The organism is Streptomyces sp. NPDC054956, assembly GCF_053609185.1.
This window is the reverse complement of sequence record NZ_JBSGXB010000025.1, coordinates 23710-46090: the sequence shown is the minus strand read 5'-3', so window position 1 is coordinate 46090 and position 22381 is coordinate 23710. Positions and strand designations below refer to the sequence as shown.

35 protein-coding genes are annotated in these 22381 nt (G+C 68.4%); 26 read left to right on the top strand and 9 right to left on the bottom strand.

The genetic code is table 11. The features are described 5' to 3' along the window. Positions 1 to 56: 56 nt before the first annotated feature. Positions 57 to 209, bottom strand: a complete 153-nt coding sequence (locus ACWGDE_RS07730) for a DUF2191 domain-containing protein (protein WP_453388087.1) — start codon at positions 207 to 209, stop codon at positions 57 to 59. Positions 210 to 1078: 869 nt separating this feature from the next. Here ACWGDE_RS07730 and ACWGDE_RS07725 point away from each other — a divergent pair. Continuing rightward, positions 1079 to 2413: a hypothetical protein gene (locus tag ACWGDE_RS07725; protein ID WP_453388084.1), complete on the top strand. Its 1335-nt coding sequence runs from the start codon at positions 1079 to 1081 to the stop codon at positions 2411 to 2413. Between the two features lie 220 nt (positions 2414 to 2633). On the opposite strand, the gene ACWGDE_RS07720 is transcribed toward ACWGDE_RS07725, so the two are convergent. Together ACWGDE_RS07720 and ACWGDE_RS07715 are read right to left on the bottom strand one after the other, a co-directional pair. Continuing rightward, a complete protein-coding gene (locus ACWGDE_RS07720) occupies positions 2634 to 2870 on the bottom strand; it encodes a hypothetical protein (RefSeq protein ID WP_453388083.1) in 237 nt (78 codons plus the stop codon). A gap of 258 nt (positions 2871 to 3128) precedes the next feature. Beyond that, positions 3129 to 3578, bottom strand: a complete 450-nt coding sequence (locus ACWGDE_RS07715; RefSeq protein WP_453388082.1) for an HNH endonuclease signature motif containing protein — start codon at positions 3576 to 3578, stop codon at positions 3129 to 3131. A gap of 241 nt (positions 3579 to 3819) precedes the next feature. Here ACWGDE_RS07715 and ACWGDE_RS07710 point away from each other — a divergent pair, with 241 nt between their 5' ends. The 21 genes from ACWGDE_RS07710 (at position 3820) to ACWGDE_RS07610 (ending at position 14637) form a co-directional block, all read left to right on the top strand. Beyond that, a complete protein-coding gene (locus ACWGDE_RS07710; RefSeq protein ID WP_453388081.1) occupies positions 3820 to 4020 on the top strand; it encodes a hypothetical protein in 201 nt (66 codons plus the stop codon). A 94-nt stretch (positions 4021 to 4114) separates the two neighbouring features. Beyond that, the gene (locus ACWGDE_RS07705) at positions 4115 to 4255 is read left to right on the top strand and encodes a hypothetical protein (protein ID WP_453388080.1); all 141 of its coding nucleotides are present in this window, start codon (positions 4115 to 4117) and stop codon (positions 4253 to 4255) included. Positions 4256 to 4269: 14 nt separating this feature from the next. Further along, complete coding sequence (locus ACWGDE_RS07700) at positions 4270 to 5460, top strand: DUF2637 domain-containing protein (RefSeq protein ID WP_453388086.1); 1191 nt, start codon at positions 4270 to 4272, stop codon at positions 5458 to 5460. Positions 5461 to 5631: 171 nt separating this feature from the next. Further along, positions 5632 to 5823 carry a hypothetical protein gene (locus ACWGDE_RS07695; protein ID WP_453388079.1) on the top strand — a complete coding sequence of 64 codons (192 nt, stop codon included), beginning with the start codon at positions 5632 to 5634 and terminating at the stop codon, positions 5821 to 5823. Continuing rightward, positions 5820 to 6431, top strand: coding sequence for a hypothetical protein (locus ACWGDE_RS07690; RefSeq protein WP_453388078.1), 612 nt, complete (start codon positions 5820 to 5822; stop codon positions 6429 to 6431). Before ACWGDE_RS07695 ends, ACWGDE_RS07690 begins: the two co-directional genes overlap by 4 nt. An 8-nt stretch (positions 6432 to 6439) precedes the next feature. Then, entirely contained in the window at positions 6440 to 6880 is a 441-nt protein-coding gene (locus ACWGDE_RS07685; protein ID WP_453388077.1) for a hypothetical protein, read from the top strand. A 1-nt stretch (position 6881) separates the two neighbouring features. Then, positions 6882 to 7568 (top strand): hypothetical protein, encoded by a 687-nt coding sequence (locus ACWGDE_RS07680; RefSeq protein WP_453388076.1) that lies wholly within the window; start codon positions 6882 to 6884, stop codon positions 7566 to 7568. A gap of 114 nt (positions 7569 to 7682) precedes the next feature. After that, the gene (locus ACWGDE_RS07675; protein WP_453388075.1) at positions 7683 to 7925 is read left to right on the top strand and encodes a hypothetical protein; all 243 of its coding nucleotides are present in this window, start codon (positions 7683 to 7685) and stop codon (positions 7923 to 7925) included. Positions 7926 to 8006: 81 nt separating this feature from the next. Continuing rightward, the gene (locus tag ACWGDE_RS07670) at positions 8007 to 8270 is read left to right on the top strand and encodes a type II toxin-antitoxin system RelE family toxin (RefSeq protein ID WP_453388074.1); all 264 of its coding nucleotides are present in this window, start codon (positions 8007 to 8009) and stop codon (positions 8268 to 8270) included. Between the two features lie 18 nt (positions 8271 to 8288). Further along, positions 8289 to 8669, top strand: coding sequence for a hypothetical protein (locus ACWGDE_RS07665; protein ID WP_453388073.1), 381 nt, complete (start codon positions 8289 to 8291; stop codon positions 8667 to 8669). Further along, positions 8666 to 8935, top strand: coding sequence for a hypothetical protein (locus ACWGDE_RS07660; RefSeq protein WP_453388072.1), 270 nt, complete (start codon positions 8666 to 8668; stop codon positions 8933 to 8935). Before ACWGDE_RS07665 ends, ACWGDE_RS07660 begins: the two co-directional genes overlap by 4 nt. A 156-nt stretch (positions 8936 to 9091) precedes the next feature. Then, positions 9092 to 9595: a hypothetical protein gene (locus tag ACWGDE_RS07655; protein WP_453388071.1), complete on the top strand. Its 504-nt coding sequence runs from the start codon at positions 9092 to 9094 to the stop codon at positions 9593 to 9595. A gap of 170 nt (positions 9596 to 9765) precedes the next feature. Next, on the top strand, positions 9766 to 10029 hold the full coding sequence (locus ACWGDE_RS07650) for a hypothetical protein (RefSeq protein ID WP_453388070.1): 264 nt from the start codon (positions 9766 to 9768) through the stop codon (positions 10027 to 10029). Further along, complete coding sequence (locus ACWGDE_RS07645; protein WP_453388069.1) at positions 10004 to 10525, top strand: DUF6879 family protein; 522 nt, start codon at positions 10004 to 10006, stop codon at positions 10523 to 10525. Before ACWGDE_RS07650 ends, ACWGDE_RS07645 begins: the two co-directional genes overlap by 26 nt. A gap of 12 nt (positions 10526 to 10537) precedes the next feature. After that, positions 10538 to 11386, top strand: coding sequence for a helix-turn-helix domain-containing protein (locus ACWGDE_RS07640; RefSeq protein ID WP_453388068.1), 849 nt, complete (start codon positions 10538 to 10540; stop codon positions 11384 to 11386). A gap of 156 nt (positions 11387 to 11542) precedes the next feature. Beyond that, entirely contained in the window at positions 11543 to 12109 is a 567-nt protein-coding gene (locus ACWGDE_RS07635; protein ID WP_453388067.1) for a hypothetical protein, read from the top strand. Positions 12110 to 12425: 316 nt separating this feature from the next. After that, the gene (locus ACWGDE_RS07630) at positions 12426 to 12623 is read left to right on the top strand and encodes a hypothetical protein (protein WP_453388066.1); all 198 of its coding nucleotides are present in this window, start codon (positions 12426 to 12428) and stop codon (positions 12621 to 12623) included. Further along, positions 12620 to 12775: a hypothetical protein gene (locus tag ACWGDE_RS07625; RefSeq protein ID WP_453388065.1), complete on the top strand. Its 156-nt coding sequence runs from the start codon at positions 12620 to 12622 to the stop codon at positions 12773 to 12775. Before ACWGDE_RS07630 ends, ACWGDE_RS07625 begins: the two co-directional genes overlap by 4 nt. 95 nt (positions 12776 to 12870) lie before the next feature. After that, positions 12871 to 13377, top strand: coding sequence for a hypothetical protein (locus ACWGDE_RS07620; RefSeq protein WP_453388064.1), 507 nt, complete (start codon positions 12871 to 12873; stop codon positions 13375 to 13377). 113 nt (positions 13378 to 13490) lie between these two features. Beyond that, positions 13491 to 14162 (top strand): class I SAM-dependent methyltransferase, encoded by a 672-nt coding sequence (locus ACWGDE_RS07615; RefSeq protein WP_453388063.1) that lies wholly within the window; start codon positions 13491 to 13493, stop codon positions 14160 to 14162. A 154-nt stretch (positions 14163 to 14316) separates the two neighbouring features. Continuing rightward, positions 14317 to 14637, top strand: coding sequence for a DUF6087 family protein (locus ACWGDE_RS07610; protein ID WP_453388062.1), 321 nt, complete (start codon positions 14317 to 14319; stop codon positions 14635 to 14637). A 173-nt stretch (positions 14638 to 14810) separates the two neighbouring features. On the opposite strand, the gene ACWGDE_RS07605 is transcribed toward ACWGDE_RS07610, so the two are convergent. The 6 genes from ACWGDE_RS07605 to ACWGDE_RS07580 form a co-directional block, all read right to left on the bottom strand. Beyond that, positions 14811 to 15371 (bottom strand): hypothetical protein, encoded by a 561-nt coding sequence (locus ACWGDE_RS07605; protein ID WP_453388061.1) that lies wholly within the window; start codon positions 15369 to 15371, stop codon positions 14811 to 14813. Positions 15372 to 15521: 150 nt separating this feature from the next. Further along, positions 15522 to 16847, bottom strand: a complete 1326-nt coding sequence (locus ACWGDE_RS07600; protein ID WP_453388060.1) for a fibronectin type III domain-containing protein — start codon at positions 16845 to 16847, stop codon at positions 15522 to 15524. Beyond that, the gene (locus tag ACWGDE_RS07595) at positions 16817 to 17035 is read right to left on the bottom strand and encodes a hypothetical protein (RefSeq protein WP_453388059.1); all 219 of its coding nucleotides are present in this window, start codon (positions 17033 to 17035) and stop codon (positions 16817 to 16819) included. Before ACWGDE_RS07595 ends, ACWGDE_RS07600 begins: the two co-directional genes overlap by 31 nt. A gap of 400 nt (positions 17036 to 17435) precedes the next feature. Beyond that, positions 17436 to 17897 carry a helix-turn-helix domain-containing protein gene (locus ACWGDE_RS07590; protein ID WP_453388058.1) on the bottom strand — a complete coding sequence of 154 codons (462 nt, stop codon included), beginning with the start codon at positions 17895 to 17897 and terminating at the stop codon, positions 17436 to 17438. Positions 17898 to 18116: 219 nt separating this feature from the next. Continuing rightward, positions 18117 to 18728, bottom strand: coding sequence for a hypothetical protein (locus ACWGDE_RS07585; protein ID WP_453388057.1), 612 nt, complete (start codon positions 18726 to 18728; stop codon positions 18117 to 18119). Positions 18729 to 18738: 10 nt separating this feature from the next. Next, positions 18739 to 19032 carry a hypothetical protein gene (locus ACWGDE_RS07580; RefSeq protein WP_453388056.1) on the bottom strand — a complete coding sequence of 98 codons (294 nt, stop codon included), beginning with the start codon at positions 19030 to 19032 and terminating at the stop codon, positions 18739 to 18741. 116 nt (positions 19033 to 19148) lie between these two features. On the opposite strand from ACWGDE_RS07580, the gene ACWGDE_RS07575 reads away from it, so the two are divergent. From ACWGDE_RS07575 to ACWGDE_RS07560, 4 genes are all read left to right on the top strand, one after another. After that, a complete protein-coding gene (locus ACWGDE_RS07575; RefSeq protein WP_453388055.1) occupies positions 19149 to 19499 on the top strand; it encodes a hypothetical protein in 351 nt (116 codons plus the stop codon). Positions 19500 to 19767: 268 nt separating this feature from the next. Then, positions 19768 to 20151 carry a hypothetical protein gene (locus ACWGDE_RS07570; protein ID WP_453388054.1) on the top strand — a complete coding sequence of 128 codons (384 nt, stop codon included), beginning with the start codon at positions 19768 to 19770 and terminating at the stop codon, positions 20149 to 20151. A gap of 65 nt (positions 20152 to 20216) precedes the next feature. Further along, positions 20217 to 20426 carry a hypothetical protein gene (locus ACWGDE_RS07565; protein WP_453388053.1) on the top strand — a complete coding sequence of 70 codons (210 nt, stop codon included), beginning with the start codon at positions 20217 to 20219 and terminating at the stop codon, positions 20424 to 20426. Between the two features lie 775 nt (positions 20427 to 21201). Next, entirely contained in the window at positions 21202 to 22356 is a 1155-nt protein-coding gene (locus ACWGDE_RS07560) for a pentapeptide repeat-containing protein (RefSeq protein WP_453388052.1), read from the top strand. The last annotated feature ends 25 nt before the right edge of the window (positions 22357 to 22381 follow it).

The following is a 22381-nucleotide window of genomic DNA, read 5'->3' as shown; positions in this document are numbered from 1 at the left end:
CTGTGCGCCGCGCGCCGCGCGGGCCCGTCTCAGGCGCGCCACCGGGCCGCCGAGGTTCAGCCCTGCGGCGGCTGCCGTACGACGTCGTTGTCCCGCCGGGGCTCGTCCTGGAGCTGGACCCGGGCCTCGGTGCGGTGGCCGCGTGCGATGTAGTCCCGTACGACGGCCTCCACGGCGTCCTGGGGAGAACCCACTCCGGCGAGGACCATCACCTCCACCACGAGCTCGGCGTCGAGGCTGATGCTGATCTTGGCTCGGCCTGTCACGGGACCCCCTCCATCCGTCGTGGGAGGGACTCTAGCGGGGCCGGCCGGACCCCGTCCCGGCTTGCCTCGGGCCGTCACACGACGGAGGGCGCGCCCTCGAACACCGGGGGCGCGCCCTCACGCGGCGGGGCATCCCGTCGGTGTCACGCGTTGGGGCGCAGCGTCCAGACGACGGTCCTTTGGGTCCTGGGATCTTGCTCCGCAGGTCGTGACCTGCGACTTCCCCTCTGACCTGCGAACTTCCGTCCCTGAGTGGCCCGATGCGTCCCTGGGTTTCCCGCCCGCATGTGACCAGGTGGTGCTCAGAGCGCAGGGGGGCGAACCCATGCCGCCGTGATGAGGCCACGGCGGCCCTTGCACATGCGAAAAGCCCCCACGCTTGCGACAGCGTGAGGGCCTTCCATGAGGCGGGGTTCCGCTGGACCGAAGTCCAGTCCGTGACCGGTTAGGAGCGCCAACTCCGCCCCGGTCGAGTCCTTTCGAACCAAGGACCCCGGTACCCCCGAATGCCTCAGCAGCTTCAGGGGCCCGCCGCCGAGAGGTACCCCAACCGTCCCGGCGCGAACGCCCCAAGTATTGCAGGTCCCACCGACACCCCGCAGTGCGGGAGGGACGCCCAACGACTTCTTTCGGCCAACCTCACGGCACCCGCATACCTCCCGCAGCCCCGGATTCCCGGCGACACCTGCGGGGACGCCCCGGGACGCTCAGGGACGCATCGTGACGCAAACGACGTACCTCCGGCGCGTCGCCAGGCTGACGCCGAGTTCGCCCAGGCCGACGCCCGCGAGCACTCCCGCGCCCGCTACCTCGTGCAGCGCGGCCGGGTCCTGCTCCGCCCCGAACTCGCCGACTGTGAGGACGCCGTCCGCCTGGCGGCCGACACCGGCGAGCACCGCGCGGCCGTTGAGCACGTCTACGCCACCGCCCGCGCCGACGGCCTCGCTGCCCGCCGTGCCGTCTTCATGGCCCTGTACGGGCTTGCCCACATCGACGGATGCGTACTGCGGGCCACTCACGCCCAGATCGCCGAGCGCGCCGCGATGATCGCCGCGCGATCCATCTCGCCGGCCTCGGTGGAGAAGTACCTCCGCGAGTTCCGCGCGAAGAACCTGCTGCTCACCCTCGAAGGCGGACTCTCCCCCGAGGCGAACGCCAAACTCGGCGGTGAAGGTCCCCGGGTACCGCTGTACGCCCTCGTGGTCCCCGTCGCCCTGGACGATGCCCTCCCTGCGCGGACCCCGCTTCAGAAGGGCCGCGACGCCCGCGCCCGTGAGGCCGCTCTCGGTCGCCGGGTCCGTAAGGCTCTGGGCATCCCGGAGCCTGTGGAGGAACTTTCCGACCTCACCCGACCTGCGGTTTTCCCCGGAAATGACTCCTCGTCGGCCTCCGTCGAGAACTGCATGCCTGTGGATGAACTTTCCGACCCAAACCACTCCCGTAGGGAGTTGGTTGTATTCCCCCGTCCGCGTTCGCGTCGTGGCGCTGCGGGCCCTGGTCGTACGCCGCGTTCGCGGCGAGGGGAGACCAGTCCCACCAGGAAGACCTCCCCCGCCCACCTGGTCGCCGAGAAGCTGACCGGCCACGTGGTGCTCCGCAAGATCAGCAGCGAGCGCCGGGTCCGGCTGGTCCGCCCCTTCGCCAACGCCGGATGGTCCGCCGCCGACGTCCTGTTCGCCCTGGAGCAGCAGCCCGACGGAACCCGCCACATCAGCACCCAGGCCGTACGCCACCCCCTCAGCTGGGCCGCCTACCGGCTCGGGCTGTGGCTGGACGAGGCAGGCATCCCGGTGCCGTCGCGGTTCCAACAGCTCGCCCAGGCTGCGGGCCGCCCCGACGCACCCCGGCCCGTCGCCGACCCCACCGAGCCGACGTGGGACAACGAGCGCGCCCAGCAACTGGAGCCCGAGCCCGCCAACAACCGCTTCAAGTCCGCCCGCGCCGCCCTGGCCCAGGCCCAGGAGATCCGCCGCGCCCTCAAGGCCGCGCAGGAGACCCAGGCCCGCCGCGCCACCGAGGCGCAGCAGGCCCGCATGCCGCTGCTGGACCGGATCGACGCCGCGTTCGAAGCCCGCCGCGCCAGCGACGACCACCAGGCCGTGGACGCCTACGTCCACCGCCACGTACGACAGGAGCGCCGACCGTGACCGGAACGACGAAGACCCTCGCCGCGGTGACCCCGGAGCCGTGCGCGAGCGATGCGTGCGCGGAGGCCGACCCGCTGAGCCCGTGTGTGTGCCGCTGTGGCGGCTGGGGTCATGCCTCGAAGGTGCAGCCCGGCCTGTTCAACCGCGAGGCAGTCCGCGGGGACATAGCGAAGCCCCGGCCTCCGCCGAACCGGTAGCCGGGGCCGGGGGAGAACTTTTGCTACTCGGTGGCCGGCTGCGGCGGTTCGCCCAAGCGGGATTCCTCGCCGAGGGCGCGGCAGGCGCGTTCATACCACTCCACGTCCACCACCACGGCCTGCGCCTGCTTGTAGCGCATCACCCGGATGTGCTCGCCGCCGTACGCGACACGGGCGCCCAAGACCTGGACGATCTCCGCCCGGAAGTCGGCCGCGCTCATGCGCTGGGTCTCGGGCAACTCGCTGCTCTCGCTCGACATGCGGACATCGTACGGGAGTACCTTCTTGCGCAAAATAGCAATGTTGCGCAAGACTCGTTCCAACGTCCCGCCGCCTAGCGGGAGTTGGAAAACACGCAAAGCGCCCGGAAACGGCTCACAAGGTCGCGAAAGGAAGCGTTCGTTCCTTGAGAACTCAACATCGTCTGTATCGCCACGTCCCACCGCCCCGAGAAGGAGGTGAGGGGTATCGACCCCGCGCAGAGATGCAGCGGCCGGGACGGTTGGCGCGCGTAGGAACTACTCGCTCATCGCTTGGATCTTCTTGGCCCGGTTGTATCCATTGCTGCTTTCTCGGCTGCACGCTCGGCATCCGCGGCGACCACGCTTCAACGGAGCCGTGTTCGCCTCGTCGTACAGGTGCCCCTGCGGGCAGTGCGTCACGAGGGCATGCTTCGCAGCCGGTGAGACTCCGCGCAGAACGTTGATCTGGCGAGTCACCGCCTCCAGGTGCTCCGGGTTGAAGCAAGCCCTCCGGCGGCACAGGTGATCAAGCTCCAGCCCCTCCGGAACCGGGCCCCTCACCAGCTCGTACATGACGCGGTGGACTTTGGCATTCCTGCCGTTCCGGGAGACGACCCCATACCCGTGCCCGTCAGATCCCCACGGCCAGATCATGCACTTCGTCATGTACCAGGGCGGCGGAGCCGTGAGGTTCATATTCACGGTCGGCCCGATCTGAAAGCTCATGAACTGATCTTCATCCGGCCGAGCTTGCGCTGCCAGCAGCCGGCCGGGTGACGCACCGCGCACCACAACGAAGAACGCCCCCGGCCGCTGCGCTAACAGCGGGATCGGGGGCTCCGACAGACACCCCTGCCACACAGGAGCACGTCGTGAAGAGGAACCTACAGCCCCCCGTACCCCCGATCGACCGACGGGACCCCCGCACCCGCGCCGCCGCCGAGCGCATCGTGCGGGGGTGGACCCGATGAGCCGCCGGTCCCGTGTCCGCGGCGTGATCGGTCAGCTGGAGATCGGCCTGGAGCACATTCCGCAGGCCCTCCCGCGCGACATCACCCCGGCCCAGAAGCAGCACACCGCGCAGCTCAAGGAAGCGCGAGAGCGGCAGCGCGCCGCCGGGCGGCTGCACCACGACATCACCGTCCAGTTCTTCCGGGGGGAGTCGTGAACCCCGACGACAAGGCCGGCTGCGGCTCGGTCCTCGTAAATCTCGCCGTCGTCCTCTTCGTGGTCTGGCTGGCCCTGCACGTTGGGACCGGCTCGTGAACGACCACCAGCGCCTCACCGACGCCATCCGCCTGACGGTCATCCGGCGCCGAATCCAGCAGCTCCGCCAGCACCACCAGATCCACGGCCGCCTACGACTTGGCGGCCCCAGCACCACCGAAAGGAAGGTCCGGTGACGGTCCGTCCAGAAATGACGAGGGCCCAACAGGTTCTCGTGGGCGTCGTCGCCGTCGGCGCCGTCGCCATCGCCGGTATCGGCTTCGCGGGCTCGTACGGGGCAGTCCGCGCACTCGCGGTGAAGAAGGGCTTCGGGACCTTCGCGCTGTTCTTCCCGATCGGGATCGACGCGGGGATCGTCGTCCTCCTGGCGCTCGATTTGCTGTTGGCCTGGATTCGAATCCCGTTCCCGCTGCTCCGTCAGGCAGCGTGGATGCTGACCGCGGCCACAATCGCGTTCAACGGGGCCGCGGCCTGGCCCGACCCGCTCGGTGTCGGCATGCACGCGGTGATCCCGCTCCTCTTCGTGGTCACCGTCGAAGCAGCCCGGCACGCCATAGGCCGGATCGCCGATGTCACCGAGGGCAAGGACATCGACAGCGTGCGCATTACACGCTGGCTGCTGTCCCCGGTCCCCACATTCAAGCTGTGGCGCCGGATGAAGCTGTGGGAGCTTCGGCGCTACGAACAGGCCCTCGGCATGGAACAGGACCGCTTGATCTACCAGGCCCGCCTACAGGCCCGTTACGGGCGTTCCTGGCGGCGTAAGGCCCCGGTGGAAGCTCTGCTGCCCCTGCGGCTGGCCAAGCTCGGTGTCGCGCTGACCCCGGAGGCTGCTGTCGCCGGCCTCGCCGCTGCGGGAATCGAAATCGAGTGGCGGCCGGTCCATGCGCCGTCGGTAGCAAGTAACAGCGCCCATCGGCCCGTACCCCTTACCGCTTTCACGGCGAAGGAAGCCCCGCCGAAGCCGGTCGAAGTCACCCTGCGAGTCCCGCAGCTGCCCGAGGAGGGATTGGAGGAGTGCGAGGACGAGCCGGGAAACCTGCGCGAGAACCTGCACGACGGGGCCGGCGCCCAATTGGGTGAGTCTGCCGATGAATCGACAATTCCCGAGGAAAACCCGCAGGTCGCTTCGGCCCCTCCCGGCCCCGCACAGCAGCCCCGCGAGGACAACCGCACCACGACCCCGCTGACCTTCGGCAACGACCGGCGGTCCGCCTACGCCGAACACGGGCGCCGCGAACTGGCTTCGGCCTGGCGGCAGTCCCGGGCGGTGCTGCCGAAGGTGACGGAAACGGCGTTCGCGGCGCAACACGGCTCAACCGTGGCCAAGGTACGAAAAGCCGCAAAGGAGTTCCCCGCCCCGTCCACCACGACCACCTGACCGACGCTCATGGTCCCGCTCGATACGGCAACGCCACCCACCGGGAAGCGCACCGGATCGAGCGGGAGCCACGGGCCGCCGGCCCGGATCCAAAAAGGATCGGCCGGACTCGGTAAATCGCTTCGCAGGCATCCGAGTCCGGCCGCAGTACCTCCCGAGGGAGACACGACCATGATGTCCGATATACGGCGCCGCGGCGTACGCATCACCGCAACGGGCTACCTGCTGGCCCTACTGCCCGCGTGCTTCGTTGACGCGCCGCAGGCCCCGGAACCGGTCGCCGGTCCGGTCCACACCGCCGTCCCCGACCACGAAGAACTTGCTGTGCGTTCCGCCCTGCTGCGCCTGGGCGTGGCCCCGTGAGCGACAAGACCGTCCCCGCCGCAGAGGGCCCTACGGACACCAGGAAGGCGCGGGGGGAGAAGAAGCGTCGCATCCTCTGGTACAGCCTCGCCAAGAACGACGACCAGGCGGACGAGTCCCCCGAGATCCCCGCGAAGACCGACACGGAGCAGATGCTCGACGTCTTGACCCGGATCGCTGAACAGACCGCCCCTGCACCGCCCCCGGTGACGAAGAAGAAGCTCCCCCACTCGCGGGAGGACGTCTACGAGTGGTGGGCGAAGCTCCCGAGGAAGACGAAGTTCCTGTTGTGGCACGGGTCCGCTGCTGCCCTTGGTGCCTGGTCGTACGGCCTGCTCGAAGGCGATTTCTCGGTCGGGCTGCCGCAGACGTTCGGGGCGTGGATGCAGGCCGCCGCAGCTTCCTCCACCAGCCCCTACACCGGTCTCGCCCTGGGCGGCTTCGTCGTCCTGGGCGTCGCGGTCATCGGCGGCCGGGTGATGGGCATTGCGGCCCGCTGGCTGGCGTTCTCGCCGGTCCTGCTAGGGGCCGCGCGGTACGTGCTGGCCGTCCCCATGTCCTCGGCAGTCTTCGCCGTCCTGATCCACACCACGACCACGACGGTCTAGGGGGAGTCATGCACAACGCAACAACGCTGGCCGGGGCTGAGACCGCGCTGGGCAGTGTCGGCGCGGGCGGTATGGCCGCGATCTTCCTGACGGTGCTGATCCTCGGCATCAAGGGCAAGGGGAAGAAGCGGCTGGCCGCCGTGCCCGCCGTGGTGGTCGGGATCTTCGCCGGGGTGGAATTCGACCGGGCCGGCGACCCCTGGAACACGATCTCCCAGTCCCTGCGCGACATGGTGACCGAGGTCAGCAGCACGGGGGAGCTGGGCGCCATGGGCCCCGGCTTCGCCGCCCTGTTCCTCCTCGCGCTGTTCTTCTATCTCAAGCTCTCACCGGCGATCGGCGCGATCCTCGGCCTGCTCATGGCGTCCGCCTGGGCCGCCGCCCCCGATTCGCTGTGGCGGGTCCCGCTCAAGCTGGTGGGGACGGCCCTCGGCATCGTGGGGGGCTGACGTGTCCGACGTGAAGATCCCGACCCCGCGCGAGTTCGGACGGGCCGTGTGGTGGCTGGTCCGCTACGGCTGCCACGTCGTCTTCGTCGAAGGCGGCGAAGTGAAGAGCGCCAAGGGCAAGGTGATCGAGGAAGGGACCCGCTCAACCAGGGTGGGCGTCGCCGCCTTCATCGTCTTCCTCGTGGTCATCTTCGGAAAGCGGTACCCGGATCTGTGGTGGTACGCCGCGGGAGCGCTGACCCTCGCGTGCTTCGGCCTCGCCGCCACCGGCGACTTCACCGACGAGGAGGAAGGGCCCGAAGACGAAGACGATGCGGGGGAGGAGGAAACCACGCCGCCACCGGCGCCGGCCGAGACGAAGCCGGTGGGGGAGAAGGACCTCTCCCCCGAAGAGGCCCAGATCCTCCTCTACGACCGGCTCCGCGAGGCCATCGGAACCGGCAACGGAATCCACCTGGAGGCACTCCTCCCCCGGGCCAAGAAGGAGGGGTGGGCAGGGGAGGACTGGGACACCACCCTCCTGCGCTCCCACCTCCTGGCCCGCGGTGTGGAGGTCAAGAACCAGCTGAAGGTGAGGGGGGTCAACCTGCCCGGAGTGCCCCACTCCACCATCCCCGCCGACCACACCCCGCTCCCCTCCCCCGGAACCTCCCATGTACGTCTACTCAGGAAGGTAGAAGGAGGGTAGAAAGCCTCTGACCTGCGGAAATGTAAATCGCGGGTAGAGGTCCGGTAGAGGCCTGAACACCCCTTCCGGCCGGTAGCGTGAGCACTCAACACGACCACGACGAGGGGGAGTTCGATGGCCTGGCGCTACCGCTGCGGCACCTGTGACACCACCTGGGGGTGGATGGGGAAGGCCAACGCATCCGCCCTCAGAACCCGGCACCGCGACCAGTGCCACGGCGGAGGAGTCCCCGGCGGCGAAGTCCTGGAGAACGATCACCAGAGCGCCACCGACGACCCGACAGCCCTCCTCGTATTCGGCGCTCTCCTCGCCTTCGGCGCCGTCGCGTGGCTCTGGCAACAGATCACCGGCACCTGACCCGGCACCACCCCGCAGGGCCCCGTCTTCCACTCCGGAGGGCGGGGCCCTTCCACATCCCCGACCCGACCGGAGACGCCCATGCCTGTGCTCATAGCTCCCGCCGCCCAGCGGGCCCTGGACAAGATCCGACGTCGCGACCCGCCCGCCGCCCAGACCCTCCACCGCATGATCAACGCGCTCGCCGAAGACCCCCACCCCCGAGGCGCCAAACGCATGGGAGGGGGGTCCCGCGCCTGCCGTCTCGCCGCCGGAGACCTCCGGGTGGTCTATCTCCCCGAGCCCCGCACCGTCGTAGCCGTCGGCTGGCGTCGCGACGTGTACGGCCGCTGCCACTCCAACTAGCCCGAACGGATTAACCACATGCCCACGGAGAAATCCCCCGCCGAACTGGCCGGCGCCGCCGCCGAGGCGGTACGCCAGCTCAACCGGCTGACCCTGAACACCAAGACGTTGTCCGCCCCCGAGATCAGCAACGCGGTGCAGTCCCTCCTCCAGCTCGTGGACCGTCTCCCCCAGGCCCTGGACCAGCTCGGCGACCACCTCGTACGGGAACAACGCGCGGGCCGGGTGCGGATGGAAGACGGCCGCGACTCCTCGATGCCCGCCCTGAAGGCGGAGAGCCACCTGTCCGACGCGGGCTCCGAGCTGGACGACGTCCACGGCCACCTCCGCAAAGCCGGGGCACTCCTCGCCGCCATGGGCACCCCGCTGCCCACCGACAACAAGGAGACGACCGAATGACCGACATCGACACCACCCGGACCACGCCGGCCCCGGCGACACCCGACCTTGACGACCTGCTGTGCGAGACCTGCGGCTGGACCCTGCGCATGCTTTGTCCTGAGTGCTCGAAGGGCTGCGGCTGCTCCACCGGGTGCTCCGGCTGGCGCCACGGCGAGTACCGGCAGGACGAGGACGACGAGCCCGGCGACTGCGGCAACGACGAGTGCGAGGGCTGCGAAGACTGCTCGCCCTATGGCCTGGCGTACGGAGAGAAGGGCTGGTGAGTCTCCGCCCCCGCCCCGGAGTGATCCGGACCCGACGGGGGCTTCGTCGTTCCGGGACCAGCGGCCAGCCCTCCGCATACGACCCGGAACCGTGTCCTCCACCCGGCCGCCCTGCTTAGCCTGTCTCCTCGGGTGCGCGGAACAGAGGAGGTACGTGTGGGAACGCCAGAGGAAATCATCAGCCAAGGTGTGGCAGGCGCGGCACAGGGCGTGGCCGAGGGATTCGTCGCTCCCGCGGGGGACCGCATCCGCGCACGCGGTGCGGAGAAAGACCGTCGCAGGGCCGATGCCTACGACCGGCAGATGAAGGACCACGACGAGCGACGCCGGGAGATCGCTGAACGCCGGGAAGCGTTCAACGCAGTCATCCGAGCCGCCCGCGGCGCGTACTCCCTGTGGTGCGAACGCGACACCCGGGAGAGCCAGGTCGACACCGACCCGTTCTTCGTTCCGGAAGAGATCATGTTCGACCCGGAGGAGCAGTCGATCCAGAATGCTCGTTACGCCTACGGCGAGTACCGGGGTGCACTGAAGAAGCTGGATGAAGCCCTCGACGCCCTGGTGAACTGGTACACCGTGCTCTCTCACCCCGCCGAGCCGACACGTCAGGATCTGGAGACGCTGATCCGCAGCACGGAGCAGGTCCGGGACCAGGGCTGATCCCCCAGCACGTAGCCCCCGCCCCCCGGCAGCAGTCCGGACCAGGCGGGGGCTTCGTCGTTTCGGAGAGCGCCCCCAGACCCTGGCTGGTTCGAACCCTTGACGCTCCCGCAGCTCTCGACCAACCTCACCCGCAAATACGCGCAATCCACTGGACAAGGGAGATCGCCATGCCCCTACGGTTCGTCGGGATAGACCCCAGCACCGGCGATGACGAGAGCCCGATGGTGTGGGTGGACGACGAAGAGAAGGAGCTGGTGGTCCAGGGCTGGAAGCCCGGCGAGGCGCTGCTGACGAAGATCGGCAGCACCGAGTGGGTCCCCGGCCACACCGTCGGCATCCCCAACCACGAGAACGTGACCCGTATCCCGCTCCGGATGGCGGGAATCATCAGGAAGGCGCTAGACGATGCAGAACGTGCCGGGCTTCTCTGAACTGCTGGCCGGTGCTCAGCACTCCGCGGTACACCTGGAGATGCGCGACTCCTACGGAGTCGACAAGGAGAAAGGCCCCTTCGCGGCGTGGCGGGACGGTGTCCGGCTCGACCCCGACGACCGTGCGACGTGGTGGCGGCCCTGGCTCGACCTCATCTCTCAAGCCGTCGCCCGGGGTGTGGTGATCCGCCGCGCGCGCATCGTCTCCGAACCGGTCACCGAGTACATCCGCTTCGAGCACTCGGGCACGTTCACCAACATCGCGGCAGGCGAACAGGTCCGCTGGCTGCCCCGCCGTCAAGCGTCGGACATCGCGCTCCCCGGAAACGACTTCTGGCTGTTCGACGGCAAGATCGTCCGCTTCAACCACTTCACCGGTGACGGTGCGTCCGCCGGGCCGGAGATGCGCGAGGAGCCGGCCGTGGCCAAGTTGTGCGCGGACGCGTTCGAAGCTGTCTGGGAGCGCGGCATCCCGCACAAGCAGTACATCGTCTGATCCACACGCTCCGTGCCCGCCTCCCCGTCCTCCAGCGCCCAGACAGCCCGTCTCGCGGTCGCCGCACGCCTGCGCGAAATCATGCTGGACGCCGGCCTCCAAGGGCAGGAGCTGGCGGCCTTGTGCGGGTGGAACGGCGCCAAGACCTCCCGCATCATCAACGCCAAGACCGCGCCGTCCGACAAGGACATCCGGGCGTGGTGCACCGCGTGCGGCGCGGACGGCCAGGCCGAGGACCTGATCGCCGCAAGCCGCGCGGTCGACTCCATGTACGTCGAGTGGCGCAGGCTCACCCGTACGGGCCTGCGCCGACTGCAAGAGTCCGCGGTCCCCCTCTACGAGCGCACCCGCCATTTCAGGGCCTACTCCTCCCGCGTCGTACCCGGCGTCTTGCAGACCGAGGCGTACGCAACCGCCTTGCTCGCCACCGTCGCCGACTTCCGCCGCACGCCCGACGACGTCGCCGAAGCCGTGACGGCCCGCCTGGCCCGCTCCCGCATCATCCGCACCGGGAACCACCGTTTCGCGATCCTGGTGGAGGAGGGGGTCCTGTACTACCGCCTCGGCAGCGCCGAAACGATGGCCGAGCAGCTGACACACCTTCTCTCGGCCATGTCGCTACCCGCCGTCTCCCTCGGCGTCATCCCGTTCACCGCCGAGCGCAGCATGTGGCCGACCGAGACGTTCAACGTCTTCGATGACGTGCAGGCAAACGTGGAACTCCTGTCTGCTCAGGTGACCGTCACGTCGCCCAGCGAACTCGCCCTGTACGTGCAGGCATTCGACAGGTTCAAGGATCTGGCGGTGCACGGAGCACGGGCGCGGGCCCTGATCTCCAGGGCAATCGACTCCCTGAGCTGAAATTCTGCAATCGCGTGCAAACGCGTTGTTGGCGCTTGGCGCTGCTCCCTACCGTGAGACCACGCCGCCCCCGCAGGGCGGCCCCCCCTGGCCCCGCCGCTGTCGACCCCGTTCGTGGCGGGGCCGGGCACCACCTCATCAAAGGAGCACACCGAGATGAGCACCATGCCCACCCCCGCACAGGCCGCCGACCGCGCGAAGGAGATCCTGGCCGCGATCGTGGCCGACGAGGAGTTCGGCGCATTCGAGGCCGCGACGCTGGAGTACAGCAGCGACTGGCAGTGCTTCACGGGCTTCCCCGTCATCGAGCGGTGGAACCTCGACTCCGACAAGGCCCCGCTGTTCACCGAGGGGCTGCGCGCCCTCGCTCTGAAGGCCGCGGTCTTCGGGCTGACCGGTGACGAGCTGCTCGCGGAGATCCCGGTCGCTGTTCCGGTGGACGAGATGACGCACGCGATGATCGCCCAGCCGCAGCTGCTGGCCCGCATCGCGGGCCGTACGGGCTTCCACCTGATCCACCAGACCGACCAGGAGCACACCGACTACGACGGCGGGGACTTCACGCACCTCGCCTACCGCCTCGCCTGGGGCGAGCCCCCGGCCCGGTACTGGCTGGCGAAGGGCGAGGTGGACCGGCGGGTGCAGATCCTCACGGCGCGGTACGCCTCCATCGGCATGGACCGCGCCGGCCGCGAGCACGACATCGAGTTCACCGCCGCCTGAACCAGCGCCGCCTAGGTTCCGGCTCCGGTGCGAGTCGAGATTCCAAGGGCTCCGGCGGCGGGGCGATGTGCTCCGGGGTCAGACCGATCTTCCCCGGGTGGACACACACCGGAGTTCCGTCCGGCATGTACCGGTAGCCGTCAGCCCCGTTGAACGGCCAGCACCGCGACGGCCGGTCGGCAACGGCGAAACCTGCCCGAGGAAATCTCAGGGCCGGACAGACCGCGCACACCGGCCGGTCGTCGTCATCTTCCGTCGCATACGGGGCGCTCATGGCTCCGCACCCTACCCACCCCTCCGCCGACAGGAGCGTGCCATGACCCAGCCCCTCCCTCGCCGTTCGCCCGCCCGACAGATAGAGGGACATCCCGAGTGCGCCCCCAGGGGCGGCGCCTTCGAGCTCGAGCTCGAAGCCTCCCCCGACCCGTCCCCCGCCCTCCGGGAACGCGCCGAGTCCGGCCTGGAGAAGTTCTTCGACAGCCTGGCCGGCGAACAGGACGGGACGCCCGGATGAGCACGATGTGGATGCAGGTGCGGACCATCGACCCGGACACCGGGGAGACGATCACCGAGATCGCAAAGGTGATCGTCGAGGTGGCACCCGGCACGGACCTGGAGCCCGCACCCCTGAAGCTCTCATCGTGCAAATGCCCCCGCTGTACGTAGCCCACAGACCCCCGGCCCCGCCGATCTCGCAGGCGTCGGCGTCGCCGGTGCACCACCGACATGCACCACTCGAACGATCGAGAGGAGCACCACCCATGACCATCACCACCGAGCGCGAGACCATCACCACCACCAGGTCCCGCGACCCGCGAGAACTACTCAACGCGGTCGAGCCGCACATTCAGCACCTCACCATCAACATCCTGGACTCCGGGATGACGATCTGGGACCGCGAGGTCGCGCTGCTGCTGCGGGACGAGGTCGACACCCGCGAGACCGCGGAACGCATCCTCGGCAACGCGGTGATGTACATGCTCGCGTCGATCGAACACCCCGACGTCCACATCGGCGTCGGCAAGATCGTCGACAAGGGCGTCCACCAGATCTACCTGGACACCCCCGTCGCGTTCGCGTTCTTCAAGCTCTACAACAACGGCGTCTACAAGCACCACGCGCCGTTCATCCAGCGCCGCAACGACGGCATCGTCCTCGACACCGCCGAGTTCATCGCATCCATCGGCTTCGCCCCGGACACCGAGCTGTGGGCCAAGGACGGCGCCGACTGCTCGCCCTGCGACAGCAAGGTCCCCGACTCCCACTAGCAGGTGAGCCGCTGCCCGATACGGCCGCCGGACTGCCCGCCCAGCCCTAAAATCTGGGGCCTCGCCAGGACCAACGGCGGGGCCCCACCCGCATTCCCCGGAGGGACAACGCCATGACCGCCGCCCCGCACAACTACGAACACGAGACCGCGCTGTGGGACGCCTTCGCGACCAGCGCGGGGAAGGACGCCTCCAACGGCGACCCCGTGTTCCGCTGGACCCAGTACACCGACCACCCCGCCGCCCCCGGCCCCGAGCTGCTTGGCGACGCGGCGACCGCGCTGGAGATCGGCTTCGGTACCGGCCGCGCGCTCGCCCACCTCGCCTCCCAGGGCGTGAAGATGACCGGCGTCGACCTGTCCCCCGTCGCGGTTGAGCAGGCCAACGAACGGTTCGGTCACCTGGGCGCCGAGTTCGTGTGCGCGGAGATCCTCGCCCACCTCTCCGGAGGGGAATCCACATTCGACGCCGTGTACTCGATCTTCGGCGCCGCCTGGTTCACCGCGCCGGAGAAGCTCTTCCCGCTCGTGGCCGGCTCCCTCAACCCCGGCGGGCGCTTCGTCTTCTCGCAACCGCCCGCCATCCCCGGCGCCTACGGCCCCCAGGGCATGTACAAGGGCGGGTTCGCGGGCCCGGCGATGTTCACCTATCGCTACAGCTACACGCCCGAGACGTGGGGGCACTTCCTCCGCGAGGCGGGGTTCGAACAGGTGCAGGCCCTCGAACTCGATGCACCGCAGCCCGGCCACATCGGGACCCTCATCGTGCAGGGCACCCGGCCATGACCTTCTGCCACGGCCACTGGCACCGCGGCACCCTGCCGTCCCTCGCCTGATCACCGCTCCAGCACACCCGGGCCCCGCCCCATCAGCATCGGGAGCGGGGCGCGGTGCAGCCTGGTTTCGGTAGGGTGCTGACCCTGTTCCTGGGAGGTACGACGTGGAAGACGAACCGCTCGACCGGTGGGCCGCACGACGCCAAGGCCGCCTGCGCAAGCCCGGTGAGAAGAAAGCCATCACTCTCGGGGCCGGCCCCCAGCGAGCCGCCCATCTTGATCCGGACGCCCCGCGTCTGATCTTGGAGTGGGACGGCTTCGCCTGGCAGGCGCTGACGATGGTGGAGAACTACGCGGCGGCCTGCCGCGCCCTCAACCCGTCCCCCGAAGCCGCTCCCGCCGACCAGACCGAGACCACCGGCCCCATCACCGGACGCAACCCGCTGGCACCGGGTACCGGGCGCCACCGCAAGCCCCGAGCGTGACCAGCACTGACCCGCGCCTCCGGCTCATCACAGACACTTGCGGCCTCGGCCCCTTCCGTAACGACCTCGCAGAAACCTACTGGCGTTGGGAGCAGGACCCCGCCGGGGCATCAGGTGACATACGCGCCGTCTGACCAGGACCTGAGCGCAAGAACGCGCAGCTGGCCGGCGCCTCAGCGCTGGCGCCAACGGCCGCGCGGTACCAGCGACGCATCAGCCCTCAGTTGCTTGACGAGAACCTTGTCCGCCTCGTCCGCAACGCTCTTCGCCTGCTCCAGCTTCTCCCACGCGGCTGCCTTTGCGGCTGCCTGCTCCGCGGCCTGCTCCGGCGTCGGAGGGGCAGTGGGCAGGGTGTCGCCGATATCTGCAATCGCCCAGTGCCACACCGCCCTGACCCATTCGCCATACGTCTTGACGGAGGCGTCATTGGCGGCAAGCAGTTCAGGCGACGCGTACAGCGCGAGTTTCGTCGACAGCAGGCGCGCCTGATCTTCCTGAACGGCGGTGTCCCGGACCGCCGAACGCTTCCCCGTACTGGACAGCTCCTGCCGGTCCCGCTGTCGCGCCAGCGTGACACGATGTGTCTCCTCCAGCGCATCGGCCCTGCGCTCCCAGACCTTGTGGTCACGCTCTCGGGACCGTGTGGCCTTCTGGGTGACCCATTGACCGCCGATCGTGGCCAGGGCACCAAGAGTCATGCCGAGCAGCGTGGCTATCGGCGGTGTGATCATCATGGCGACACAGCGTAGAGGTAAGGCCCTGCCAGCGGAGGTCCGCGACGCTTTGTGAGGCCGATCCCGTTACCGGGGTCGGGTAGCACGTGCGCAAGATGCATACCTGCGACGACCCGGTGAGCCAGCCCGGCGAGATCCCAAGGTAACGGCCTAGGCGGGCGCGGTCGTGCCCTCCAGGACACTGCTGGGGCTGCTCTCGCCCGCCGTCGACACCGCGCGGACGGTGAGCTTGTACGGGCTGCTGGGCTGGTAGCCGCCTACCGTCGCCGACGTCGCAGGGGCCTGCACCGCCATCTTGAACGTGCCCGACTCGTACAGCCGGAACTCCCGGACCGGCGGTGACACCGGGGAATCCATGTTCCAGGTGACGGGCACCGAGTTGGCCGTCACCGAGGAGGAGAGGCGAAGGCTGGTCGGCTGCGCGGGCGCCGACGTCCGCGGCAGCACGGTCATCAGCGAGGCGAACGCCGAGTAGGAGTTCCCGCCCAGCTGCTCCGGCCGCACCGCCCGCACCTTCAACTCGACACGGTCGCCCGCCCGGAACGGCGAATCGAACGACACCCTCACCGGGGCCTGCGAGTCCACGGCGGCCGGTTGTGGCGCAGTTCCGAGCAGCTGATCCCCTTCGAGTAGGCCGGGCGTTGCCGACATGCCCGGCCGGGGATTTGCGTTGCCGTAAATCTGATACGAGGCAGCTCCGTGCGTCGCGTTGAACTCCAGGTGCCACGTACCCGGGTTGCCCGACGCCGGGTTCGGGGTGGGGCGCCCCTGCTGGAACGAGAGTGGCCCCGGCGTCGACAGCGGCGCGAGCTGCCTGTACGCGGCCGACGGCAGGACGCTCGGGGTCTGGATCTGGAGGACAGCGGACTTGAGCCCCACCGTGCCGTCCAGGTTGATCGGCTCCACAACAATCGCGTACGCCGTCGACGGCTTGATCGACGTCCAGATATCCTGCGGGGCCCGCGGGGTGGGCGGCGGGGGCGGCGGAGCCGGTACGTAGTAGCCGCCGATCACGGTTTCCATGTCGGGCGTGGTCAGGGTCAGGGACGGGATGGCCGGCGGGACGGGAACCGGTACAGGCTGCCCTTCCGCGGGCATGGGCAGTGCTCCGATGTAGATGTTCCAGCCGCGGACGCGGGGCAGCTCGACGCCCTTCGATCCCATCCCGCCCGGGGTCGGCGTCACCGCGAGCGCACCCGCCAGCAGCTGCCAACACAGCTGGATCTCCTTGCCCTTCACGAAGCCACCCGCAACCGGATCGCCCTTAAGGATCTTGCGCTTCGGCGCAAGGGTGTCGGCTCCGTCCGCTGATGCCTTGTACCAAACCGGCGGGGTGGGAGCGTAAGGGGGAGTGGGAGGAGACGGCGGGGTCTCGTCCTTGACTACCGGTTCGCCGAGTGTCGCGCGCGTCATGTTGTGCTCCTTCTGTTGGGTGATGTTCGGGGTTAGCTGTACGACCAGGGAGCCCAGCTGCATTCGGCCTCGGGCAGCTCCTCCTCGTTGGTCCGCTTCGGTGGCGCGGTCCGATTCCACGGGAGGACCCAGCCGCGGGCGGCCCGCTGTGCCGCCGTCTGGCGATTCGCCAGGGAGTTCAAAACCGTGATCCGGCGCTCGCCCACGTCCTGCACGATCGCGTCCCACTCACGGACACCCGAGGACTCCACGGGGGCTCCGGTGGTCCAGCCCAGTTGAACGCCCTGCCCGTCATAGACCGGCTCGGGTCCGCGTACGACCGGCGGCGGGGCAATACGCGGGCCCGCCCACGGCCACCTCCACCGGGCCATCAGTCGATCACGTCCGGCGCCCACCAGGGAGGCGTCCTGGGGGCAGGTGCAGGAGCGCGTACGACCGCATACGCGGGCGGAGGATCACCACTCCCGCGGTACCGGACAACCGGGGCCGGCGGGGGCGCAGGGGGGAAGCTCACCGAGGGCCGCATCGCCTGGAACTGGGCCTCCTTATCGGCGAGGGCCTGCCGGTACGCCTCCCTCTCCTCGGCCTCCACGAGCGAAATGGGCTGCTCGTGTTCGGGCTCATGACGCCGGAACCATTTACGGAAGATGTTCATGTGCGCCTCCGCGCGAACGGGCCGTCATCGAGGCCGTAGCTGCCGACGGCTTCGATGCGCTGCTCGTAGGTCTGTTGGACGTCCCGCCAGTCGACGGGCGGGACCGGATCGGGTGCCGCGGTCCGGGGGACGGCCCTGGGGGCCCCGGGGTCCGGCGGTGCCACTCCCGGCACCATCGGCTCGTAGTCGTCCTCCAGGTCCGCGGGCAGGGGCGTGGGAGGGCGTCCTACCCGGCGCGGCCCGGACTGCTCCGGCTGGGCCGGCGGTGGTTCCGTGAGGATGCCCAAGGCCTCGGCGAGGGCGGTGATGGCGTGCGGCATGCGCCGTCCGAGTTCGGCGCCGTAGATGGTGGCCGTGGGCACGCCGGAGGCCTGGGACAGACTGCGGACGCTCAGTCCCTTGGCCAGGCGGGCCGATCGCAGCTTCTTGCCCCGGGGTAGACCGCCCGACGCGTTCAAGGCGCACCTGCCGCGTTTGCACAACGGCCGCAGAGGATTCGCGCAACACCCTTTTCGCGGCCCCGACTACGTGCAACACCTGCACCCCACCGACCACGCCGGACCGCAGCGAGGGAGCCACTACACGACCTCGCGCAAACCATGCCGCGGAAGGAATATCGCGGCATGGTTTGCACGCACCCAGCCCCCTTTGCGGACCGCAGCAACTCACGAACAAACTCACTGGTCATGGGATACCCCCGGCGGCTCCCATTCCGCACCGTCGCCCTCGTCCGCGACTCCCGCCACGATGTATTCCCACCCCGGAACAGCGGACCCACCGGGGATGGCCTGCCACGGTGCACGGCCATACCGCCGCAGGATGTAGGGGCGCCATCCAGGCCCCGCGGACTCGACGGCCCCGGCAATACCAGCGCCGGAAATCCACACATTCGCCACATAGCGCCAGGAGCCATAGAGCGTGTGGTCCACGATCAGAAGATCGGCGAACGTGCACGTGGAGATCCGTTTGCCGTTGTGGCGGTCGGCGACGAGGTGGTAGTCGATGATGACGGGCCCTACCGCGGGCGTCCAGAATTCTTCACCGCCCGCCCAATGACAGCCCTTCTGCGGCTGGGGGTGGATGCGCTGGAAGGGCTTTTCCTGCGCGCCCCGGAGTCCTCCGCGAACAGGTGGCTCGTACTCGTATTCGTCACCCTCTACGGCAGCAGCAGCCCTTGCGAGAGGAGTAGCGGAAAGCGTCGCATCCTCATCAGCCCACCGCTCAAGCAGACGCCGGCGCCGCTGCTCGGCGGTGGCTCCGGGATTCCGCGGGATACGCACCGATACCATTCCCCGCCCCTTAAACCACGTCAGAATATGCGCGCATGGGACGGTCCGCGGGGTCGAGGCTGTCGAAAAGTCCCTGCCCGTGACCGCTACGGCCCATTCCGGCAAGCATTCCGGCGGGGTCGGTGATGCGATCCTTGGCGAAGTACGACGCGACGGCACGGCCGAAGGTGGCCTCCCGGGAGGCGGCGACGTTGAAGCCGCCGCCAATCGCCTCATCACTGAAGCGGCGGACGCGGATGGTCTCCGTGTCCCGCGGCTCGCCACGGAGGGCGGAGCTGACGGTGCCGTGCTGGGATTCGTACATGGTGCGCTCCAAAAGGTCGAGATCAGATGCCCGCCATTCTGCGCGGTGAATTTATGCAACAGGTATTGGGGGCGGATACTGAGGCTACGCAGTCCGAAAACGCAAGGGAGAAACAAATGCGCTGGAGACTAGACACAAAAATTGGCGCGCAGAAGGAGACGCGGCGGGTAGAAGCCGAGGAACCCCGCCACACGGTGAATCTCGACTATTTCCACACAGGGGAACTCCACGAGATCCCGGGACACCGCCCCGGCCAGTTCTTCAGCGACCCTCAGATCAACCCCGCCCTCCAGCGGGTACCCCGCGAGCTGAGCGGACGGCCCCACAACGAGGAGGACCAGTTCGAGCACGGATACGAGCAGACCCTGCGTCCCGCGGGAACGTTCAGCCCCAGCAGCCGCCACAGTGAGGCGAGCCTCCAGGATTCCCAGGGCATGCCGGCGGGTTACGGGGACTACTACCGCTAGCCCCTCGGGACAAAAGGCAGGGCGCCCGTTGGCCAACGAAGCCGGGCGCCCTTACGTACGGCGTAGACAGGAACGGCATGCCGCACGTTGCTTTTGGTGGCGGCTATACGGCCGCGGGGATGCGAGGCCGATGGACTTCCACATACCAGACCGGGCCGCAGCCGGTCACTTTATGGTACAGCCCCTTTTGTGATCCCGAGCACAGGAGGCAACCCCTCCCCGCTTTGCCTCGTCTTTACCGCCGCTCCCCCCACCAAAGGAACACATCATGCGCAAAACCCTTGCGACCACCCTGGTAGCTGCGGCCGCTACTCTCGGGCTCACCGCGTGCGGCGAAGAGCCTGTGAAGGTGAGTGCGGCCAATCAGGCCCATTTCATATCGGCACTCCATGACCACACCGGCGAGCTCGGCAAATGGTCGCGCACACAGGGTGACTCGGAACTCATCTATTTGGGCGAGGTCGCCCGCGACGGCGTGAACCTTCGCGCCGACAGTCGTCAGCGCGATTACCTGCGCGCGGTGAAGCTCCTGAAGGAGAATGCCAAGAGCGCCAATGTCACCGTGCTCACGGACGACATGAACGCCCGCTACTTCATGACCATGGTCAGGAGCTTCCTTACTTCAGGGGCCCAGGGGGAGTCGAGAGGGTAACCGCCTTCAGGTCGGCCACGAACGCCCCGGATGCGCCCCCTCCGCAGTAGTTAGAGGCTGGCTCCATGGATCCACGCATCGTCATCCACCAACCTGACGCCGACGGCGGCCGTCGCGTGCACGTCGACTCCACCATCCTCGGCCTGGCGTACAGCGAGATGGACCTGCGGGAGTTCCTGCGCCGGGCCGGCCTGCCCGACTGGGACAGTATCGATGTCACCGATACGGGGATGTTCCGGTGGGAGGGCGGCGGCCCGGAAACTTGGCCGGGCTAAAAATTCGGCGGGGCCGGAGGCGCCTGGATCACAACCACAGTATTGGATGGGGCGAACAGGGAGTAGATCAGGAGTAGCCGGTCGAAGAGGACCGGGGGTATCACTCCGAGGAGCATGAGCCCTAAGAGGATCGAAACGAGTAGCAGCTGAATTAACTGTGTTTTAGACAAAGCTGTCCCTTAGTAGGTAACGGGCATTTAAGGGGAGCGCGTCCGCAGTAAGCCTCCTCGCAGCAACAGGCCGCTGGACGCTTCCTGACCCTACCTGGGCTGGTGGTGATTGAAACCCCTAGATCACAAAGACCGCAGGGCCGTGATCTGCACCGCGCACTCCCTCACGCCAAGGAAATACCCACCCATCAAACTCGGGAAGCGGCCGGTTGTAAGGTCGAACTGTTCAATACCTGTCAGGGCTCGCGCGACTTGCCGTTCGGGACCACACCCGCTAGGTAGACACGCTCTACAGCGGGCAGGGCGTGGAGCTCCAGGGCAACATCCAGTAGTGATGAGCGGAGGCTCTAGCAGGTAGGGGCAGCGCCGGTCGATTCTGGGTCCGCGGCAGTGTCCTCGCGTCAAGGAATTCCACTGTGCCGTGATTCTTTTTTAAATGCGCAGCAGCAGCCGCGCCCGGCCGGCTCTGCTGCCTTCGCGGGGCAGTGGCGGCGACCAAAAGGGTGCCTCCTACCCCTCAAGGGTGAGGGGGACCCGTACGACGGGCAGGCCTGGGGTGGTTCGCGTCATCAAGCGTGGACCGCACCCAGTCGAAAGGATTCAGGATGCGAAAGAACATCGCTATCCGCCATACCCTGATCGCCGCGCTACTCACGGGCTGCGCGCTGGCCTCCCCCGCGGCCTACGCCGCTCAGCGAGGCGACGCCGACCAAATCGCCATGCTCAAGAGGAGTGTCACTGAGTGGAACCAGTGGCGCCAGGACAACCCGAGCATCATGCCCGACCTGTCCGACGCCGACCTCGCGGGCACCAATCTCGCTGGCGCCAACCTCGGGTTCACCAAGCTCGTGAAGGCCAACCTCAAGGGTGCCGATCTCACCGGCGCGACTCTCGACAACGCCGACGCTCAGGAAGCCGACCTCACCGACGCTAAGATGGAGAACGCACAGCTCATCGGTGTCGTTTTCCAGAAGGCCACTCTCCCCGGGGCCAACCTGAACGGCGCCAACCTCCAAACCGCCACTTTCACGTTCGCCGACGTGAGCCGCGCAACCCTCATCCGGGCTGACCTGACGGGCGCGGACCTGAGCGCTGCCGATTTCGTCAGCGTCAATCTGTCCAACGGGAACCTCTCCCACGCCAACCTTGACGAGACCGACTTCCAAGACGCGACCCTGGAAGGCGTCAATACGGAAGGCGCCACCCTCACCTGTCTCAACCACCCCATCTGTACGCCCGCCCCCGCCCCTGCCGCCGGCACCGCTGCCGCCGTCCGGACCGTCGCCTCGCTGCGAGGCAACGCCGACCAGATCGCCCTCCTGAAGAGGAGCGTGGCCGACTGGAACCAGTGGCGTACGGACAACCCCAACGTCACGCCTGACCTCACCGCGGCTGACCTCTCCGGAACGAACCTCCTGGGGGCCAACCTCTCCAGCGCGGACCTCACCGACGCCACCCTGACGGACACGAACCTCACCGAGGTGAACCTCACCGACGCCAAGCTCAGAGGCGTGCAGGCGACGGGCTCCCTCCTCTTCAGCGCCGTCCTCGACAACGCCGACGCCCGGGGTGCCCACTTCGAGGGCTCCAACCTCTCCAACATCAAGGGCCGTCACACCATCTTCGCCAGCGCCGATCTCAGGCGCGCGAACCTCTCCGAGGCCGACCTAGCGGAGGCCGACCTGACCGGCGCGAACCTCGAAGGCGCCAACATGAGCTGCATCAACCACCCTCAGTGCACGTCCGCCCCTGCCGGGTGACGGCGGAACGGATGCGGCGCCGCGA

Excerpts from the sequence above, each read along its gene's own strand:
- ACWGDE_RS07730 (WP_453388087.1), bottom strand. The coding sequence starts at position 209 with ATGGTCCTCGCCGGAGTGGGTTCTCCCCAGGACGCCGTGGAGGCCGTC.
- ACWGDE_RS07720 (WP_453388083.1), bottom strand. The coding sequence starts at position 2,870 with ATGTCGAGCGAGAGCAGCGAGTTGCCCGAGACCCAGCGCATGAGCGCG.
- ACWGDE_RS07715 (WP_453388082.1), bottom strand. The coding sequence starts at position 3,578 with ATGAGCTTTCAGATCGGGCCGACCGTGAATATGAACCTCACGGCTCCG.
- ACWGDE_RS07710 (WP_453388081.1), top strand. The coding sequence starts at position 3,820 with ATGAGCCGCCGGTCCCGTGTCCGCGGCGTGATCGGTCAGCTGGAGATC.
- ACWGDE_RS07700 (WP_453388086.1), top strand. The coding sequence starts at position 4,270 with ATGACGAGGGCCCAACAGGTTCTCGTGGGCGTCGTCGCCGTCGGCGCC.
- ACWGDE_RS07695 (WP_453388079.1), top strand. The coding sequence starts at position 5,632 with ATGATGTCCGATATACGGCGCCGCGGCGTACGCATCACCGCAACGGGC.
- ACWGDE_RS07685 (WP_453388077.1), top strand. The coding sequence starts at position 6,440 with ATGCACAACGCAACAACGCTGGCCGGGGCTGAGACCGCGCTGGGCAGT.
- ACWGDE_RS07675 (WP_453388075.1), top strand. The coding sequence starts at position 7,683 with ATGGCCTGGCGCTACCGCTGCGGCACCTGTGACACCACCTGGGGGTGG.
- ACWGDE_RS07670 (WP_453388074.1), top strand. The coding sequence starts at position 8,007 with ATGCCTGTGCTCATAGCTCCCGCCGCCCAGCGGGCCCTGGACAAGATC.
- ACWGDE_RS07665 (WP_453388073.1), top strand. The coding sequence starts at position 8,289 with ATGCCCACGGAGAAATCCCCCGCCGAACTGGCCGGCGCCGCCGCCGAG.
- ACWGDE_RS07660 (WP_453388072.1), top strand. The coding sequence starts at position 8,666 with ATGACCGACATCGACACCACCCGGACCACGCCGGCCCCGGCGACACCC.
- ACWGDE_RS07650 (WP_453388070.1), top strand. The coding sequence starts at position 9,766 with ATGCCCCTACGGTTCGTCGGGATAGACCCCAGCACCGGCGATGACGAG.
- ACWGDE_RS07645 (WP_453388069.1), top strand. The coding sequence starts at position 10,004 with ATGCAGAACGTGCCGGGCTTCTCTGAACTGCTGGCCGGTGCTCAGCAC.
- ACWGDE_RS07635 (WP_453388067.1), top strand. The coding sequence starts at position 11,543 with ATGAGCACCATGCCCACCCCCGCACAGGCCGCCGACCGCGCGAAGGAG.
- ACWGDE_RS07630 (WP_453388066.1), top strand. The coding sequence starts at position 12,426 with ATGACCCAGCCCCTCCCTCGCCGTTCGCCCGCCCGACAGATAGAGGGA.
- ACWGDE_RS07625 (WP_453388065.1), top strand. The coding sequence starts at position 12,620 with ATGAGCACGATGTGGATGCAGGTGCGGACCATCGACCCGGACACCGGG.
- ACWGDE_RS07620 (WP_453388064.1), top strand. The coding sequence starts at position 12,871 with ATGACCATCACCACCGAGCGCGAGACCATCACCACCACCAGGTCCCGC.
- ACWGDE_RS07615 (WP_453388063.1), top strand. The coding sequence starts at position 13,491 with ATGACCGCCGCCCCGCACAACTACGAACACGAGACCGCGCTGTGGGAC.
- ACWGDE_RS07605 (WP_453388061.1), bottom strand. The coding sequence starts at position 15,371 with ATGATGATCACACCGCCGATAGCCACGCTGCTCGGCATGACTCTTGGT.
- ACWGDE_RS07600 (WP_453388060.1), bottom strand. The coding sequence starts at position 16,847 with ATGCAGCTGGGCTCCCTGGTCGTACAGCTAACCCCGAACATCACCCAA.
- ACWGDE_RS07585 (WP_453388057.1), bottom strand. The coding sequence starts at position 18,728 with ATGGTATCGGTGCGTATCCCGCGGAATCCCGGAGCCACCGCCGAGCAG.
- ACWGDE_RS07580 (WP_453388056.1), bottom strand. The coding sequence starts at position 19,032 with ATGTACGAATCCCAGCACGGCACCGTCAGCTCCGCCCTCCGTGGCGAG.
- ACWGDE_RS07575 (WP_453388055.1), top strand. The coding sequence starts at position 19,149 with ATGCGCTGGAGACTAGACACAAAAATTGGCGCGCAGAAGGAGACGCGG.
- ACWGDE_RS07570 (WP_453388054.1), top strand. The coding sequence starts at position 19,768 with ATGCGCAAAACCCTTGCGACCACCCTGGTAGCTGCGGCCGCTACTCTC.
- ACWGDE_RS07565 (WP_453388053.1), top strand. The coding sequence starts at position 20,217 with ATGGATCCACGCATCGTCATCCACCAACCTGACGCCGACGGCGGCCGT.
- ACWGDE_RS07560 (WP_453388052.1), top strand. The coding sequence starts at position 21,202 with ATGCGAAAGAACATCGCTATCCGCCATACCCTGATCGCCGCGCTACTC.